Source organism: Exiguobacterium sp. ZOR0005 (genome assembly GCF_000798975.1).
Taxonomy (GTDB): domain Bacteria; phylum Bacillota; class Bacilli; order Exiguobacteriales; family Exiguobacteriaceae; genus Exiguobacterium; species Exiguobacterium aurantiacum.
Genome location: NZ_JTLB01000026.1, coordinates 45,874 through 61,215, shown reverse-complemented (window position 1 = coordinate 61,215; position 15,342 = coordinate 45,874). Strand labels below are relative to the sequence as shown.

16 protein-coding genes are annotated in these 15,342 nt (G+C 54.3%); 15 read left to right on the top strand and 1 reads right to left on the bottom strand.

Translation table 11 applies throughout. The features are described 5' to 3' along the window. The first annotated feature begins 3 nt into the window (after window positions 1-3). The 13 genes from L971_RS12170 (at window position 4) to mnhG (ending at window position 11,285) form a co-directional block, all read left to right on the top strand. Window positions 4-477 carry a DUF4825 domain-containing protein gene (locus L971_RS12170; protein ID WP_024369805.1) on the top strand — a complete coding sequence of 158 codons (474 nt, stop codon included), beginning with the start codon at window positions 4-6 and terminating at the stop codon, window positions 475-477. Window positions 478-615: 138 nt separating this feature from the next. Then, a complete protein-coding gene (locus L971_RS12165; RefSeq protein ID WP_047376082.1) occupies window positions 616-2,289 on the top strand; it encodes an AMP-binding protein in 1,674 nt (557 codons plus the stop codon). A 79-nt stretch (window positions 2,290-2,368) separates the two neighbouring features. Then, entirely contained in the window at window positions 2,369-2,947 is a 579-nt protein-coding gene (locus tag L971_RS12160) for a TetR/AcrR family transcriptional regulator (RefSeq protein WP_024369807.1), read from the top strand. A gap of 79 nt (window positions 2,948-3,026) precedes the next feature. Continuing rightward, the gene (locus tag L971_RS12155; RefSeq protein WP_029335670.1) at window positions 3,027-3,800 is read left to right on the top strand and encodes an electron transfer flavoprotein subunit beta/FixA family protein; all 774 of its coding nucleotides are present in this window, start codon (window positions 3,027-3,029) and stop codon (window positions 3,798-3,800) included. Between the two features lie 14 nt (window positions 3,801-3,814). Next, the gene (locus L971_RS12150; protein WP_024369809.1) at window positions 3,815-4,780 is read left to right on the top strand and encodes an electron transfer flavoprotein subunit alpha/FixB family protein; all 966 of its coding nucleotides are present in this window, start codon (window positions 3,815-3,817) and stop codon (window positions 4,778-4,780) included. Window positions 4,781-4,886: 106 nt separating this feature from the next. Continuing rightward, on the top strand, window positions 4,887-5,201 hold the full coding sequence (gene trxA, locus L971_RS12145; RefSeq protein WP_024369810.1) for a thioredoxin: 315 nt from the start codon (window positions 4,887-4,889) through the stop codon (window positions 5,199-5,201). Between the two features lie 277 nt (window positions 5,202-5,478). Further along, the gene (locus tag L971_RS12140; protein WP_047376079.1) at window positions 5,479-7,917 is read left to right on the top strand and encodes a Na+/H+ antiporter subunit A; all 2,439 of its coding nucleotides are present in this window, start codon (window positions 5,479-5,481) and stop codon (window positions 7,915-7,917) included. Then, a complete protein-coding gene (locus tag L971_RS12135; protein WP_024369812.1) occupies window positions 7,901-8,341 on the top strand; it encodes a Na(+)/H(+) antiporter subunit B in 441 nt (146 codons plus the stop codon). The genes L971_RS12140 and L971_RS12135 overlap by 17 nt, the downstream gene beginning before the upstream one ends. Then, complete coding sequence (locus L971_RS12130; protein ID WP_024369813.1) at window positions 8,341-8,682, top strand: Na(+)/H(+) antiporter subunit C; 342 nt, start codon at window positions 8,341-8,343, stop codon at window positions 8,680-8,682. The genes L971_RS12135 and L971_RS12130 overlap by 1 nt, the downstream gene beginning before the upstream one ends. Continuing rightward, on the top strand, window positions 8,675-10,159 hold the full coding sequence (locus L971_RS12125) for a Na+/H+ antiporter subunit D (RefSeq protein ID WP_024369814.1): 1,485 nt from the start codon (window positions 8,675-8,677) through the stop codon (window positions 10,157-10,159). The genes L971_RS12130 and L971_RS12125 overlap by 8 nt, the downstream gene beginning before the upstream one ends. Window positions 10,160-10,166: 7 nt before the next feature. Then, window positions 10,167-10,652 carry a Na+/H+ antiporter subunit E gene (locus L971_RS12120; RefSeq protein WP_024369815.1) on the top strand — a complete coding sequence of 162 codons (486 nt, stop codon included), beginning with the start codon at window positions 10,167-10,169 and terminating at the stop codon, window positions 10,650-10,652. Next, window positions 10,649-10,948 carry a Na(+)/H(+) antiporter subunit F1 gene (locus L971_RS12115; RefSeq protein ID WP_029335664.1) on the top strand — a complete coding sequence of 100 codons (300 nt, stop codon included), beginning with the start codon at window positions 10,649-10,651 and terminating at the stop codon, window positions 10,946-10,948. Before L971_RS12120 ends, L971_RS12115 begins: the two co-directional genes overlap by 4 nt. After that, complete coding sequence (mnhG, locus tag L971_RS12110; RefSeq protein WP_024369817.1) at window positions 10,926-11,285, top strand: monovalent cation/H(+) antiporter subunit G; 360 nt, start codon at window positions 10,926-10,928, stop codon at window positions 11,283-11,285. Before L971_RS12115 ends, mnhG begins: the two co-directional genes overlap by 23 nt. Window positions 11,286-11,371: 86 nt before the next feature. Here the strand turns inward: mnhG and L971_RS12105 are convergent, their stop codons facing one another. Continuing rightward, entirely contained in the window at window positions 11,372-12,685 is a 1,314-nt protein-coding gene (locus tag L971_RS12105) for an NAD(P)/FAD-dependent oxidoreductase (protein ID WP_024369818.1), read from the bottom strand. A 72-nt stretch (window positions 12,686-12,757) separates the two neighbouring features. Between L971_RS12105 and uvrC the strand changes: the two genes are divergently transcribed. Beyond that, window positions 12,758-14,542 (top strand): excinuclease ABC subunit UvrC, encoded by a 1,785-nt coding sequence (gene uvrC / locus L971_RS12100; protein WP_047376077.1) that lies wholly within the window; start codon window positions 12,758-12,760, stop codon window positions 14,540-14,542. After that, the gene (locus L971_RS12095) at window positions 14,539-15,321 is read left to right on the top strand and encodes an aminoglycoside adenylyltransferase domain-containing protein (protein WP_052200386.1); all 783 of its coding nucleotides are present in this window, start codon (window positions 14,539-14,541) and stop codon (window positions 15,319-15,321) included. Before uvrC ends, L971_RS12095 begins: the two co-directional genes overlap by 4 nt. Window positions 15,322-15,342 lie beyond the last annotated feature (21 nt).

The window sequence follows — 15,342 nt, the reverse complement described above, 5'->3', positions numbered from 1 at the left end:
CCCATGAAACGGTTCAGTCTATTGCTCGTTCTGCTCCTCGTCTTGTCGGGTTGTGCGGATTCGTCGACAGGTCGCCCGAATCCGTTCCAGTATAAAGGTGCCACTGTCGGCGACAATAGCGCCGTTGTCGGGATTGCTCATAGTTTGCCGATGCATGACTGTTATAAATCGGTCGAGTTGCAGACGAAGAAGCGGCCGTACGGTCTTACCGTGCGCTATGACGATCCGGAGATGGACCGGATCGAGCAGGAGCGGCTCGCCATCCGCAACGCCGCGACATATTTCACACTCGTGAAGAACGCGGAGATCGTCCGCTTCGCCTTCCCGAACCGGACGTACGCCTTCTCTCGTCCGGAGATGGAGGCATGGTTCGGAATCGACTTCTCGGCAATCAAATGGGAGAAAGATTTGCAGGAACGGCTTGACGAGAAAATCGGCAACGCACAACAGACCGAGGATTACTTCAAACGCATTTGAAAGTGATTGGATTTTATGATCCAATCGCTTTTTTTCGATATTTTCTGAAAATTATTGGGTAAAGGGTAGATGAAAGCGTTTTCTTAGCATTATAATGGATGTAACTGAATCACTATTCATTCTCAAGGAGGAAAAGCGATGAACAAACCGTGGTTGCAAGATTATCCAGCCGACATGCCGAAGACGATTGACTATGAGGTGAAGCCCCTCTATGAGGCGCTCAGTCGAGCCGCGAAAGACTTCCCGGACCGGACGGCCGTCTCGTTCATCGGAAAAGAGCTCACGTTCGCCCAAATCGATGATGCCGCCCATCGTCTCGCGACGATGCTCCAGTCAAAAGGGCTACAAAAAGGGGACCGGGTCAGCCTGATGCTCCCGAACTGTCCGCAATACGTCATCTCATTCTACGCCGTCTTGTATGCCGGAGGGACGGTCGTCCAGACGAACCCGCTCTATACCGAGCATGAACTCGAGAACTTGATCACCGACTCGGGCGCGAAAATTGTCATCACGCTCGACCTCCTCTATCCGAAATCGCTCCGCGTGAAAGAGAAGACCGATATTCAAACGATCATCACGACGAGCATCGCCGATTATCTTCCATTCCCGAAAAACAAACTGTACCCGATCAAAGTGAAACGTGAGAACAATATCGTCATCGATACGACGGGATCGGTCTTGTTCAAAGACTTTAAAAACTTCGGTCCGGTGAAGCCGATCGAGGTCGACCCGAAAGAAGACGTCGCCGTCTTGCAATATACGGGCGGAACGACCGGTCTGCCGAAAGGCGTCATGTTGACCCACTTCAACTTGACGGCGAACGTCGATCAGATTTCGAACTTCTTCTATAGATACAACCGTGGCGATGAGAAACGCGTCTTGAGCGTCGTGCCGTTCTTCCACGTCTATGGGATGACATGTTGCCTCAACTTCGGGATGGCGAACGGTTATGAGCTCGTCCTCGTGCCCCGCTTTGACGTGACCGACGTCTTGAAGACGATTCACAAGAAAAAACCACACTTCTTCCCGGGGGCACCGACGATGTATGTCGGCATCCTCAACGACCCGAAACTGAAGAAATACGACTTGTCGTCGATCGAGGCATGTATCTCCGGTTCGGCGCCGCTGCCGGTCGAGGTTCAAGAACAGTTCGAGAGCATCACGGGCGGACGCATCGTCGAAGGGTACGGGTTGTCAGAGACGTCACCGGTGACACATGCGAACTTCTTATGGGACAAGCGCATCGTCGGCTCGATTGGCGTGCCGCTGTCGGACACTTCTGCTAAAATTGTAAAAGCGGACGGCGAGACGCCGGCCGATATCGGTGAGATCGGGGAAGTGATGCTCCACGGTCCGCAAGTGATGAAAGGGTACTGGCAAAAGCCGGAAGAGACGGCGGCCGTCTTGAAAGATGGTTGGCTCGCGACCGGCGACCTCGGCTACATGGGCGAGGACGGCTTCTTCTATATCGTCGACCGGAAGAAAGACATGATCATCGCCGGCGGCTTCAACGTCTACCCGCGGGAAATCGAAGAAGTGCTTTACGAACATCCGGCCGTGAAAGAAGCGGTCTGTATCGGCGTGCCTGATCCGTATCGCGGCGAGACGGTCAAAGCGTTCATCGTCACCCGTGACGGCGTGAACGTGACCGAAGAAGAGCTCGACAAGCATTGTCGGGAGAAACTGGCGGCGTATAAAGTGCCGAAGCTGTACGAGTTCCGCGATGAGTTGCCGAAGACGTTCGTCGGTAAGATTTTGCGTCGCGTCCTCGTCGATGAAGAGAAGGCGAAACAAGTGAAACAAAGCAGTTGACACTGCCTTCACACATGATAGAATAATAAATGAATGAACCATCATTCATTTTTCTGCAGCGGTAAGGAGCTTGGGGTTTATGACAAAGAATGGATCAAAGAGTGACCGCATTATCGATGCGGCAGTGAAAGTGATTGCGGACCATGGCTATCACGGTGCAAAGGTGACAGCCATCGCCAAAGAGGCGGGCGTCGCGGACGGAACAATCTATCTGTATTTCAAAAACAAGGAACATCTCTTGATCGAGTTGTTCCAGACGAAGATGGGGCTGTTCATCGACTACTCGAAGCAACAGATCGAGCAGGAGACGACGGCAGGGGACAAGCTGTACCGCTTGATCGAGTCACATCTGAAACAACTGTCGGCCGATTACGACCTCGCCGTCGTGACACAAATCGAGTTGCGACAGTCGAACTTGGCGCTTCGCCAAAAAATAAGCGAAGTATTGAAACCATATTTGAATTTGATCGATGCGGTCGTCAAGCATGGGATCGAGACAGGGGAGTTCGACAACGAGCTCGACTACCGGCTCGCCCGGCAAATGATTTTCGGCACAATCGATGAAGTGGTCACGAGTTGGATGGCGAGCGGCTTCAAGTATGACTTGATGTCGACGCTTCCGAAAGTACACCATATGTTAAAAAAAGGGCTTGCTTAACCGTAAGCCCTCTCATTGGCCCAAAAAATGAATGCCGATTCATGAATGATGGTGCGAACAACTTAAAGGGGGAACTACGATGAATATTTTTGTATTGCTGAAACGGACGTTCGATACGGAGGAAGCGATTCAGCTTGAGAACGGGGAAATCCAAGAAGACGGCGCCGAGTTCATCATCAACCCGTATGACGAATACGCGGTCGAGGAAGCGATCCGCAAACGTGACGACCTCGGGGGAGAAGTCACGGTCGTGACGGTCGGACCGGAAGACGCGGACAAAGAGTTGCGCACGGCGCTCGCGATGGGAGCGGACAAAGCGGTCCGCATCTCGATCGAGGACGACGTCGAGGACGCGGACCATGTGACGATCTCGAAAGTGCTCGCGACGTATTTGAAAGAGCAAGCACCGGATCTCATCTTCGCCGGGAACGTCGCCATCGACGGCGGTAGCGGCCAAGTCGCTCCGCGCGTCGCCGAACTGCTCGACATGAACTACGTGACGACGATCACCGAGCTCGAGATCGATGGGACGACGGCGACGGTCACACGTGACGTCGAAGGGGACACGGAAGTGATCGAAGTGGCGCTCCCGCTCCTCGTGACGGCGCAACAAGGGTTGAACGAACCGCGCTATCCGAGCCTTCCGGGAATCATGAAGGCGAAGAAGAAGCCGCTTGAAGAACTTGAACTGTCTGATATCGACCTCGACGAAGATGAGATCGAAGCGAAAATCGAGACGATCGAACGGTTCTTGCCGGAAGAGAAGAAAGCCGGGCGCATCCTTGAAGGGGATACGGCGTCACAAGTGAGTGAGCTCGTTCAATTACTTCGCACGGAAGCCAAAGTCATTTAAGGGGGATATCACATATGAAAGCTTTAGTACTCGCAGAAGCGCGCGAAGGCGCGTTACGGAACGTATCATTTGAAGCGATCGCCGCAGCGAAACAATTGACGGACGACGTGACGGCGGTCGTCATCGGGGAAAACGTCAAAGCGCTCGCGAATGAACTCGGAGAATACGGGGCCGGGCGCGTCCTCGTCGTCGAAGACGAACGCCTCAAGCACTACACGCCGGACGGCTACGGACAAGTGCTCCGCCAACTGATCGACCAAGAAGGACCGGACATGATCGTCCTCGGTCATACGGCGCTCGGAAAAGACATCGCGCCGAAACTCGCGGCCCGTCTTGACGCCGGTCTCATCAGTGACGTCGTTTCGATCGAAGGATCTGGCAAAGACGCCGAGTTCGTCCGTCCGATCTATTCGGGGAAAGCGTTTGAGAAAGTGAAATTCAAAGACTCGGTCATGTTCTTCACGATCCGTCCGAACAACATCGACAGCTTGCCGCGCCAAGCGGGAGCGAGTGTGTCGGTCGAGACGCCGAGCGTGGAACTCAAAGACCTCGCGATGATCGTCAAAGAAGTCGTCCGCAAAGCGACCGGGAAAGTCGACCTCGCCGAGGCGAAAGTCATCGTCGCCGGCGGCCGTGGCGTCAAGAGCGAGGACGGATTCAAGCCGCTCGAAGAACTCGCGGAACTGCTCGGCGGCGCGGTCGGCGCTTCACGTGGAGCATGTGACGCCGACTATTGCGACTACGCCCTCCAAATCGGTCAGACCGGGAAAGTCGTCACGCCTGACCTGTATATCGCTTGCGGTATTTCCGGGGCAATCCAACACTTGGCCGGGATGAGCAACGCCAAAGTCATCGTCGCGATCAACAAGGACCCTGAGGCGAACATCTTCACGGTGGCCGATTACGGCATCGTCGGTGACTTGTTCGACGTCGTCCCGTTGTTGACAGAAGAGTTCCGGAAGCACCTCGTCAATAGCTGATGGGCAAAACGTTTGGGGAAACTTACCCTCCGTGGTATACTCTGAACATGAATTGCAAGAGAGTTCGTAACTGAACTTTCTCATCTTACTGGGGAGGTATTACCAAATGGCTATTAAACATGCAACGACTCAATCGTTTGAACAAGATGTAAAAGAGGGCGTCGTCCTCGTCGATTTCTGGGCAGCTTGGTGTGGACCGTGCCGCATGATCGCACCGGTTCTTGAAGAGCTCGACCAAGAGATGGGCGACCAAGTCCAAATCATTAAACTCGACGTTGACGAGAACCCAGAAGTAGCGGGCGCTTTCCAAATCCAAAGCATCCCGACACTTATGATGTTCAAAGACGGTCAACCTGTCTCGAAGACAATGGGCTTCCAACCAAAAGAAGCGTTGAAAGAGTTCATCGCGACAGCACAATAATGTCCAAAACAGCCGATCGGGTCTCCGATCGGTTGTTTTTTTGTATGGCGCCTGAAAACGAACTATGAGATTTTTTTTACATTTTCCGACGCGTTCCTTCATATTTAAAAGTTTAAGAATAGTTTGAATTTGTGAAGAAACAGGGAAGTTTTAATCATGGCTAAGAACGGAAAAATTGCGCTATACTCATGTAGAGACGTGATGTAGTCAGATGACCCTACTTTTACATAGGGCACGCTACATTGCTTGTACGACTCTGTTCGAAGGAGGAATTTTCTTGTCGGTGTTACATCTCGCTATTTTATTGCCGCTCCTGGCGGCACCGTTTATCCCGTTTCTGTTTCGGGCAGTGAAGCGAATACATACGGGTTGGTTTGTTTTGGTCGTCCCTACGCTTCTCTTCGTGTATTTCTTCCGTTACATCGGCATCACGAGTGACGGGGGTGTCGTGACGGAGACGGTCCGTTGGATGCCGTCGCTCGGCATCAACTTCACGGCATACGTCGATGGACTCGGGCTCTTGTTCGCGCTCCTGATCACGGGGATCGGTGCGCTCGTTGTCTTGTATTCAATTTATTACTTGAATAAAGACAAAGAATCGCTCGGTCACTTTTATGTGTACTTGCTCCTCTTCATGGGCGCGATGCTCGGGGTCGTCTTGTCCGACAACATGGTCGTCATGTACATGTTCTGGGAATTGACGTCGATTTCGTCGTTCCTTTTGATCGGTTACTGGTACGAGAAAGAGCGTTCCCGTTACGGGGCGCAAAAGTCGATGCTCATCACCGTCTTCGGCGGTTTGTCGATGCTCGGGGGGATCGTCCTCCTCGAGTCTATGGTCGGTTCGTTCAGCATTCGAGAGATGGTCGCGAACCAAGCGGTCATTGTCGATAGCCCGTTCTTCATCCCGGCGATGATTCTCATCTTGCTCGGGGCGTTCACGAAGTCGGCGCAGTTCCCGTTCCACATCTGGTTACCGGATGCGATGGAGGCACCGACCCCGGTCAGTGCATACCTCCACTCGGCGACGATGGTCAAGGCGGGGCTCTATTTGGTCGCGCGGATGAGTCCGGTGTTCCAAGAGTCGTCGCTCTGGTTATGGATCATCGTCTCGTTCGGGACGTTCACGCTCTTCTGGGGGTCGTTCAATGCGGTCAAACAGACCGATTTGAAAGGGATCCTCGCGTATTCGACCGTCAGTCAGCTCGGTCTCATCATGTCGCTCCTCGGCCTCGGGGCCGCGGCGCTTCATTATGACGGCGTCGATGACAACATCTTCATGGTCGCGACGATTGCCGCGATCTTCCATTTGATCAACCACGCGACGTTCAAAGGCTCGCTCTTCATGATGGTCGGAATCGTCGACCACGAGACCGGGACGCGTGATATTCGTAAGCTCGGCGGCTTGATGACCGTCATGCCGATCACGTTCACGATCGCCGTCATCGGTTCATTATCGATGGCAGGGTTACCACCGTTCAACGGCTTCCTCAGTAAAGAGATGTTCTTGAAGGCGACGACGAAAGTGTTCTCGGCTGACTTCTTCGCGCTCGACACGATCGGCCTGCTCATCCCGGTCGTCGCGTTCATTGCGAGCGTGTTCACGTTCGTCTATAGCTTGATCATCTTCACGCGGACGTTCATGGGCAAAGCCCAGTTTGACAAGTTGCCGAAACAGCCGCACGAGGCGCCAATCGGGATGCTCATCCCGCCAGCGATCCTCGCCGTGCTTGTCGTCGTGCTCGGTTTCATCCCGAACGTGTTGTCGAACACGCTCATCCGTCCGGCCGTCGAGTCGATTTACCCGTCGCTCGTCGAAGGCGGACAGGCGGTCGAGGTCGATCTGTATTTCTGGCACGGGATCACGCCTGAGTTGCTCATGACGATTGGGATTGTCGCGCTCGGGACGGTGCTCTTCTTCACGCTCAACAAATGGATGGGCATCTACAACCGGGTGCCGTACCGCTTGACGCTCAACGGGATGTACGACGGTTCGCTCGTCTGGTCGAACAAGGCGGCGTACCGCTTCAAAGACAACTACATGACGGGCTTCATCCGCTCGTATTTGATTTACATCTTCGTCTTCATGTCGGGGATGCTCTTGTTCTCGATGTGGTGGTATGAGATGTTCAGCTTCTCGTTCGGCGAGATGGCTGAAGTCACACCATACGAGTACGTGCTCGGTGCTGTCGTCGTCTTGAGCGCGTTCGCGATTCTGTTCATGCGTTCGCGTCTGCCGGCGATCATCTTGCTCGGTGTCGTCGGTTACGGTGTCGCGCTCTTCTTCGTCTTCTTCGAAGCGCCGGACCTCGCGCTCACTCAGCTCGTCATCGAGACGGTGTCGGTCGCGTTGTTCCTGCTCGTCTTCTATCACATGCCGGAGATTGGCAAGAAAGAAGCCCGGATGCGCTTTAAGGTCGGGAACGCCATCGTGGCCGTCCTCGTCGGGATCACTGTCATGATGCTCAGCTTCATGACGCTGTCGAACAAATCGATCAGCTCGATCTCGGAATACTATAAAGAAAACGTCTATGACTTGGCTGCCGGGAAGAACATGGTCAACGTCGTCCTCGTCGACTTCCGTGGTTTCGATACATTGTTCGAGATTATCGTCCTCGCGGTCGCCGGTCTCGGTATTTACACGATGATCAAGTTCAGAACGACAGCACAACGTACGAAAGGAGAAGATGAACATGGACATGAAGCCAAAAAGTAATAAGCGCGTCAACGACGTCATTTTACAGACGGCCGCGGTGATCATCTTCTTCATCATCATCGTCTTCTCGATCCACTTGTTCTTCTCGGGACACTACTCGCCAGGCGGTGGATTCATCGGGGGCTTGATGACGGCAGCGGCACTCGTGCTCTTGCTCCTTGCCTTCGACTCGAAGACGCTCGCGACCGTCTTGCCGTTTGATTACCGCCGCATGACGGCGCTCGGGGCGCTGATCGCTGTATTGACGGCGATGCATTCGATTTTCTTCGACTTGCCGTTCTTCACGCACGCCTATGACAAGTTTTACTTGCCGCTCCTTGGCGAAGAGACGCTCCATACGGCGATCGCGTTCGATCTCGGCGTCTACCTCGTCGTCATTGGTGTCACGATGACGATCATTCAAACGATTGGAGAGAGTGAATAATGGAAATCTTCGTTAGCATCATTATCGGTGCCTTGACGATGTGTGCAGTCTATATGATTCTCTCAAAGAGTTTGTTACGCATCATCATCGGCACGTCACTGTTTAGTCACGCCGCCCACTTGCTCGTTTTGACGATGTCAGGATTGAAGACAGGCGCCGCACCTGTCCTCGTCGACGGTGTGACCGATTATACCGACCCGTTACCGCAGGCGCTCGTCTTGACGGCGATCGTCATCAGTTTCGGGGTGACCGCGTTCTTCTTGGTACTCGCGTATCGCACTTACCAAGAGCTGAACACGGATAATATGGAGGAAATGAAAGGAACGGAATCGAATGATTAACTTACCTGTGTTTCCGATTGTCATCCCGGCGCTTGCGGCGATCATCATGATGTTCCTGCCAAAGAACGTGCGCCTGCAGCGCGGCCTGGCTCTTGGATCGATTTTTGTCACGTTACTCGTGTCGCTCTTGTTGGTGCACACGGTCTCTAACGAGGGGATTTTGACCCTCAACCTCGGGAACTGGCCGGCGCCGTTCTCGATCACGCTCGTCTCAGACATGTTATCCGCGCTCCTCGTCACGACGTCGACGCTGCTCACGTTCTTCATCGTCTGGTTCGCCGTCCATTACTTCTCGACGGCGTATGAAGAGAACTACTTGTATGTCGCGATGATGTTCTTGCTCGTCGGTGTCAACGGGGCGTTCACGACAGGCGATATTTTCAACTTGTTCGTCTTCTTCGAAGTGTTCTTGATCTCGTCTTACGTCTTGATCGTCCTCGGCGGGAAAGGCGTCCAGTTGCGCGAGTCGATCAAGTACTTGCTCATCAACGTCCTCGCTTCGGCGTTGTTCGTCATGGCGGTCGCGTATCTTTACGGGGCTGTCGGGACGCTCAGTTTGGCGGACCTCGCCCAGAAGATTCCGCTCGTCGATAACCCGAACGTCATCTCTGTCATCGGCGTTCTGTTCATCATCGTGTTCGGATTGAAAGGGGCGCTCGTGCCGCTTCACTATTGGTTGCCTGGTTCGTACGTCGTCGCACCGACACCGATTCTCGCGTTGTTCGGGGCGCTCTTGACGAAAGTCGGCGTCTACTCGATTCTCCGGACGTACACGCTCTTGTTCGACGTGAACGGGACGTTCTTACAGACGTTCTTGATCGTGCTCGCCGTCTTGACGATCATCACCGGGATGGTCGGCGCGATCGCTTACAACGACGTCAAGCTGATCATCATCTACAACATCATGATCGCCGTCGGGGTCATCCTGTACGGGATCGCGGTCAACACGCAGACGTCGCTCGAAGGGGCACTCTACTACTTGATCCACGACATGATGATCAAAGCCGTCCTGTTCATGCTCGTCGGTATGATGATCGGCATCACGAGGTCCGGGCAGCTCCGTGAGATGGGCGGACTCATCACACGCTTCCCGCTCTTCGGTTGGACGTTCTTCATCGCGGCGCTCTCGCTCGCCGGGATTCCGCCGCTCAGTGGTTTCTTCGGGAAACTATTGATCGTCCAAGGCGGGGTCGGGGAAGGGGACTTGTTCGGTCCGATCCTCGTCCTCATCTCGAGCCTGTTCGTCTTGTTCTCTGTCATCAAGATTTTCTTGAACGGTTTTTGGGGAGAAGAGCGTCGGCAGTATGACGGTCCGCTCATCCCGTTCACGAACCGGTTGCTCGTCCCGGTGTGTCTGTTGCTCGCCGTGGCGGTCGCGTACGGATTCGGTGCCGAGTTGATGCACCCATATATTACCCAGGCAATCGAACCGCTCACGCAACCAGAACTCTACATCGATGCCGTGTTAAAGGAGTGACTACAAGATGGCCTATCAAATATTGATTAACTTTTTCTTGGCGTTCATCTGGATGTTCCTCACGGGATCGTTCACGACATACGGATTCTTGATCGGTTACTTGCTCGGTCTTCTCGTCATCTTCATGATGCGCCGCTTCTTCCGTGAATCCGGAACGAGCTTTTACTTCACTCGCGTGATCAAGCTCTTCAAGTTGCTGCTCATTTTCTCCCGCGAGCTCGTCATGGCGAACTTCGAGGTGTTGCGCCTCGTCCTCAGTCCAAAGCTCGAGATTCAACCAGGAATCTTTCGCTACGAGACGACGCTCAAGTCGGGTTGGAAAATCAGTCTCTTGTCGATGCTGATCTCGCTCACACCAGGGACGCTCGTCGTCCAAGTGTCGCAAGACAGCAAGATCCTCTATATCCATGCGCTCCATATGCCGGATAAAGAGGCGCTCAAGCAAGACATTTACGATAACTTTGAATCTAGCATTAAGGAGGCGACGGAATGATGGACATCTTGGACATTTTGATTTACATCTCGCTCGCCATCCTACTGCTCGCGATGCTGTTCATGTTGTACCGCGTCGTCAAAGGACCGACGACGGCTGACCGCGTCATCGCCCTCGACTCGATCGGCATCGCCTTGATTTCGGTCGTCGCCCTTTTGTCGATCTTGCTCGACACGACGATGTTCTTCGAGGTTATTTTGTTGCTCAGTATCCTCGCCTTCATCGGGACGGTGGCGTTCTCGAAATTCTTAGAGAGAGGGGAGATCATCCATCATGACCGCGACAATGATCTTTGATATATTGACCGGCATTTTCACGATCATCGGGGTGTTCTTCACGGTCGTCGCGGCGATCGGCCTCATCCGTTTGCCTGACATCTACTCGCGGACCCATGCGGCCTCGAAGTCGGCGACGCTCGGCGTCATGTTCGTGTTGTTCGCGGCCGTCTTACACGTCTGGGTCGACCAGCGCGTGTTCGATGCCCGTCTCTTGCTCGGGTTGTTCTTCGTTCTGTTGACCGCACCGGTCGGCGGACATTTGATCGCCCGCGCCGCACATTCGAAAGGCGTCCCGCTTTGGGAGAAGTCGCTTCAGGATGCGTTGAAAGAAGATAAGGATAAAGGATTGGAATGACAAAAAGACTCGCTGCGGCGAGTCTTTTTGTATGTCGTGATTGGTGATGACACATCGGGCGGCGCTGGAGAGAAGTACACAGGCGTTCAAATCAAATAGCTCAAGTCGGATGCCGACGTCGGATACGCGAACTGTAAGTGTTTCACGTGTTGATGGCTGATGTTGTTCTGTATAATGAACGAGAATAGGTTGATCAGTTCCGGCGCATGCTGGCCGATCAGATGGGCGCCGAGCACATGACCGTCATGACTGAGCAATACGCGGGAGAAGGCGGTCTGGTCGTTGATACGTTCATACGTCAAAAAGTGAGACAAGTCATTGTCCTTACATTCGAAGTCGAGCCCTTTCGCTTTCGCCTCGTCAATCGTCAAACCGACCTTGGCGATAGGAGGGGACGTGAAGACGACGGTCGGGGCCGGTCGTTCCGGAAATGGGCGCGTGTTGCCCCGAAGCAAGTTGAGCGCGGCGATCCTGCCTTCCTGGCCGGCGAACGGGGTGAGCGGTGGGTTGTCGCTCGCGCTGACGTCACCGGCCGCATAGACGAACGGATTCGTCGTCTGCAAATACTCATTGACGCGAATGCCGTCTTTGTCGGAGTCGATGCCGGCGGCGTCCAAACGGAGCCGCTCGATGCTCGGGATGCGTCCCGAGGCGTTAAGGACGACTCCTTCAAGGGTAGAGTCATCTGACAACGTCAAGACGTTCCCATCGAGCCGGGCCGGTTTGACCCCGTATCGGACGTCGATGCCGATGCGGATCGTCTCGTCGACGAGCCGTTTTACGATCTTCCGGTCGAACGCCTTCAACGCGCGCGATCGGATGAGGAGCGTGACACGACTCCCGAAGCGACGGAGGATGTGGGCGAATTCGAATGCGATATAGCCCGCCCCGACGATCGTGATGGCTTCCGGCAACGTCTCGAGGTCGAAAATATCGTCACTCGTGATGGCACCGTCTCCACCGGGGATATCGAGCGGACGGGGGATGAGCCCGGTCGCGATGATGAATTGATGCGCTGAGACCTCGTGTCCCTCGATGACGATTGAGTCTTCGTCGACGAAATGGGGCTCGCCTTCGAACAAATCGATGCCGCGCTCTTTCCAGTTGTGCGTCTTTGTCGTCGGGACGGCAAAACGATATTCGTCGAGGCGCCGCTTGAACATGCTCCAGTCGAGCGTGATGTCCCCTTTGACGCCGAGCGATTTCATTTGATCGACGCGGGTGAGGAGCTCGACTCCTTCCGCAAGCATCTTTTTCGGGTCGCAGCCGCGTTGCGGACATGTCCCGCCGAACGTCCAGTTCTCGACGATGGCAACTTGTTTACCGGCGTCGCACAGAACGTTAGCGGCTTGGCTCGCTGCCGAACCGCTCCCGAGGATGATGACGTCGTACCGTTTCATAAAATTCCCTCCCTCTAAGACTTCACCCTATTTTTTCCCGTCCTAGAGGAAGCTAAACTGAGGTGATCGAACTTGAGTCAGACCGACCATATTAAACATAAACTGGCGTTGCTCCCGGATGAGCCCGGCTGTTACTTGCATAAGAACGAGTACGGCGAGGTCATTTACGTCGGGAAAGCGAAAAACTTAAAGAATCGCGTCCGGTCTTACTTCACCGGGGCGCACGACATCAAGACGATGCGACTCGTCGCCGAGATCCGTGACTTCGAGTACATCGTCACAGCGAGCGAGCTCGAGGCGTTGTTGCTCGAGATGACGCTCATTAAAAAGCACGACCCGAAGTACAACATCCGTCTGAAAGACGACAAGACGTACCCGTACATTAAAATCACGAATGAGCCCTACCCGCGATTGCTGACGACGCGGAAGCTGAAAAAAGACGGAGGCCACTATTTCGGGCCTTACCCGAACGCCTATGCCGCGAACGAGACGAAGCGACTGCTCGACAAGCTGTACCCGCTAAGGAAGTGTCAGCCGATGCCGAGGAAGCTGTGCCTGTATTATCATATCGGGCAATGTCTCGGTCCGTGTGAGCTCGCCGTCGATACGGACGACCAGAAAGCGATCGTCCAGGAGATTCGTCGTTTCTTGAACGGGGAGACGTCCGAGACGCTCGCGAAGCTCGAGGTCGACATGGGCAAGGCGGCCGAAGAGATGCAGTTCGAACGAGCGGCCGAGCTGCGCGACCAGATTCGGGCCGTCGAGTCGATCATGAACAAGCAGAACATGATTACCGCCGATCCGACGGCACGTGACGTCTTCGGCTACACGCTCGACCGAGGTTGGATGTGTGTCCAAGTGTTCTATATGCGGGGCGGCAAGATGATCGAGCGCGACGTCTCGCTCTTCCCGCTCCACGGTGAGCCGTCGGAAGAACTCGAAAGTTTCATCGTCCAATTCTACGAACAGAACGTGTTGCCAAAAGAAGTGCTCGTCCCGGAAATCGTCCGCATCGACTTGTTGAACGATGCGCTCGGCACGAAAGTGATGCAGCCGAAACGAGGAGCGAAACGACAACTGCTCGCCCTCGCGACGAAGAACGCGGAGATCGCGCTGAACGAGAAGTTCGAGCTCCTTGCCCGTGACGAAGAACGGACGCTCCTCGCCATGCGCGAGCTCGGTGAGGCGATCGGCATCCCGAACTTGTCGCGTGTCGACATCATCGATAACGCCAACATCCAAGGAAGTGACGCCGTCTCGGCGCTCGTCGTCTTCGAGGACGGCAAGCCGCTCAAGAAAGAATATCGGAAATATAAGATTCGCACCGTCCAAGGGCCGGACGATTACGAGACGATGCGCGAAGTCGTCCGTCGTCGCTTCCGCCGTTTGTTGACCGAAGAGAAACGGTTGCCGGACTTGCTGTTGATCGATGGGGGGATCGGGCAGTTGAACGCGGCGCTCGATGTGTTGCATAACGAGTTCGGCCTCGATTTGCCTGTCGGCTCATTGAAGAAGGATGACCGTCACCGGACGAGCCAACTCTTGTTCGGTGAAGGCGGTGGGGTGATCGAGTTGAACTCGCGCTCGAGTGCGTTCTACTTGTTGCAGCGGATGCAAGACGAGGTCCACCGGTTCGCCATCACATTCCACCGCAGTTTGCGGACGAAGAAGATGACGAAATCGGTGCTCGATGACATCCCGGGTGTCGGTCCGAAGCGGCGCCAACAATTGATTCGTCATTTCGGGTCGATGAAACAGATTCGCCTGGCGTCACTCGAACAGTTGAAAGAGGCGGGCTTGCCTGAGAAGCTCGCCGAGACTGTTTTACAGCATGTGCATGAGGAGACGGATGAATGAAAGACAATGCCTCTCAAACGTTGCCGACCATCGTCCGTCCCATCATCGAGACATTCATTGACCGCTTAAAGGAAATCGTTCCGGTCGAACACTTTTATGTGCACGGTTCGGTAGCGATGGGAGGCTTTCATCCTGACCATAGCGACCTGGACTTCTTGATTGTCACGAGCCGACCGTTATCTGGCGAAGAGAGACTCGCTTTGATTCATCTTTGTCTCACGTCATCGAACGATCCGTATCCAATCGAACTGAGTGTCCTCACCGTCCATGAGTTGGGCAACTGGCAACATCCGAGCCCGTTCGAGTTTCACTACAGCGAAGGCTGGCGGACACGATTCGAGTTGGCACCTCAGAGCAGTGAAGTGTTGACGCTTCAATCAGGACTGACCGACCGAGATTTGGCGGCACACGTGCGAATTACGTGTGAGCGTGGCATCACCCTTTATGGGCGATCGCTCAAAAGTCTGCTCACCGGCTTCAAAGAAGAAGACTATAGGGATGCCATCATGTCTGACGCACGTGACTGTCTTGACTCCATCCATGATGCGCCTGTGTACAGCGTACTCAATCTGACACGCGTCCTTGCGTATTGTGGAGACCAGCTAGTCCTTTCGAAACAAGAGGCGTTCAAATGGTCTGAAAGAAGAGGGTTCGCTTCAGACGTCTCCCAAACGGTTGCAAAAGCAGCTGGTGCGTATGCCGGAGAAGAAATTTACTTTGCAGCAGATGAGTTAGACGTATTCCATAATTTTGTGCGCACTCACTTGTCACTCAAATAAGAAGAGCCGATGCGGTCAATC

Excerpts from the sequence above, each read along its gene's own strand:
- L971_RS12170 (WP_024369805.1), top strand. The coding sequence starts at position 4 with ATGAAACGGTTCAGTCTATTGCTCGTTCTGCTCCTCGTCTTGTCGGGT.
- L971_RS12165 (WP_047376082.1), top strand. The coding sequence starts at position 616 with ATGAACAAACCGTGGTTGCAAGATTATCCAGCCGACATGCCGAAGACG.
- L971_RS12160 (WP_024369807.1), top strand. The coding sequence starts at position 2,369 with ATGACAAAGAATGGATCAAAGAGTGACCGCATTATCGATGCGGCAGTG.
- L971_RS12155 (WP_029335670.1), top strand. The coding sequence starts at position 3,027 with ATGAATATTTTTGTATTGCTGAAACGGACGTTCGATACGGAGGAAGCG.
- L971_RS12150 (WP_024369809.1), top strand. The coding sequence starts at position 3,815 with ATGAAAGCTTTAGTACTCGCAGAAGCGCGCGAAGGCGCGTTACGGAAC.
- trxA (WP_024369810.1), top strand. The coding sequence starts at position 4,887 with ATGGCTATTAAACATGCAACGACTCAATCGTTTGAACAAGATGTAAAA.
- L971_RS12135 (WP_024369812.1), top strand. The coding sequence starts at position 7,901 with ATGAAGCCAAAAAGTAATAAGCGCGTCAACGACGTCATTTTACAGACG.
- L971_RS12130 (WP_024369813.1), top strand. The coding sequence starts at position 8,341 with ATGGAAATCTTCGTTAGCATCATTATCGGTGCCTTGACGATGTGTGCA.
- L971_RS12125 (WP_024369814.1), top strand. The coding sequence starts at position 8,675 with ATGATTAACTTACCTGTGTTTCCGATTGTCATCCCGGCGCTTGCGGCG.
- L971_RS12120 (WP_024369815.1), top strand. The coding sequence starts at position 10,167 with ATGGCCTATCAAATATTGATTAACTTTTTCTTGGCGTTCATCTGGATG.
- L971_RS12115 (WP_029335664.1), top strand. The coding sequence starts at position 10,649 with ATGATGGACATCTTGGACATTTTGATTTACATCTCGCTCGCCATCCTA.
- mnhG (WP_024369817.1), top strand. The coding sequence starts at position 10,926 with ATGACCGCGACAATGATCTTTGATATATTGACCGGCATTTTCACGATC.
- L971_RS12105 (WP_024369818.1), bottom strand. The coding sequence starts at position 12,685 with ATGAAACGGTACGACGTCATCATCCTCGGGAGCGGTTCGGCAGCGAGC.
- L971_RS12095 (WP_052200386.1), top strand. The coding sequence starts at position 14,539 with ATGAAAGACAATGCCTCTCAAACGTTGCCGACCATCGTCCGTCCCATC.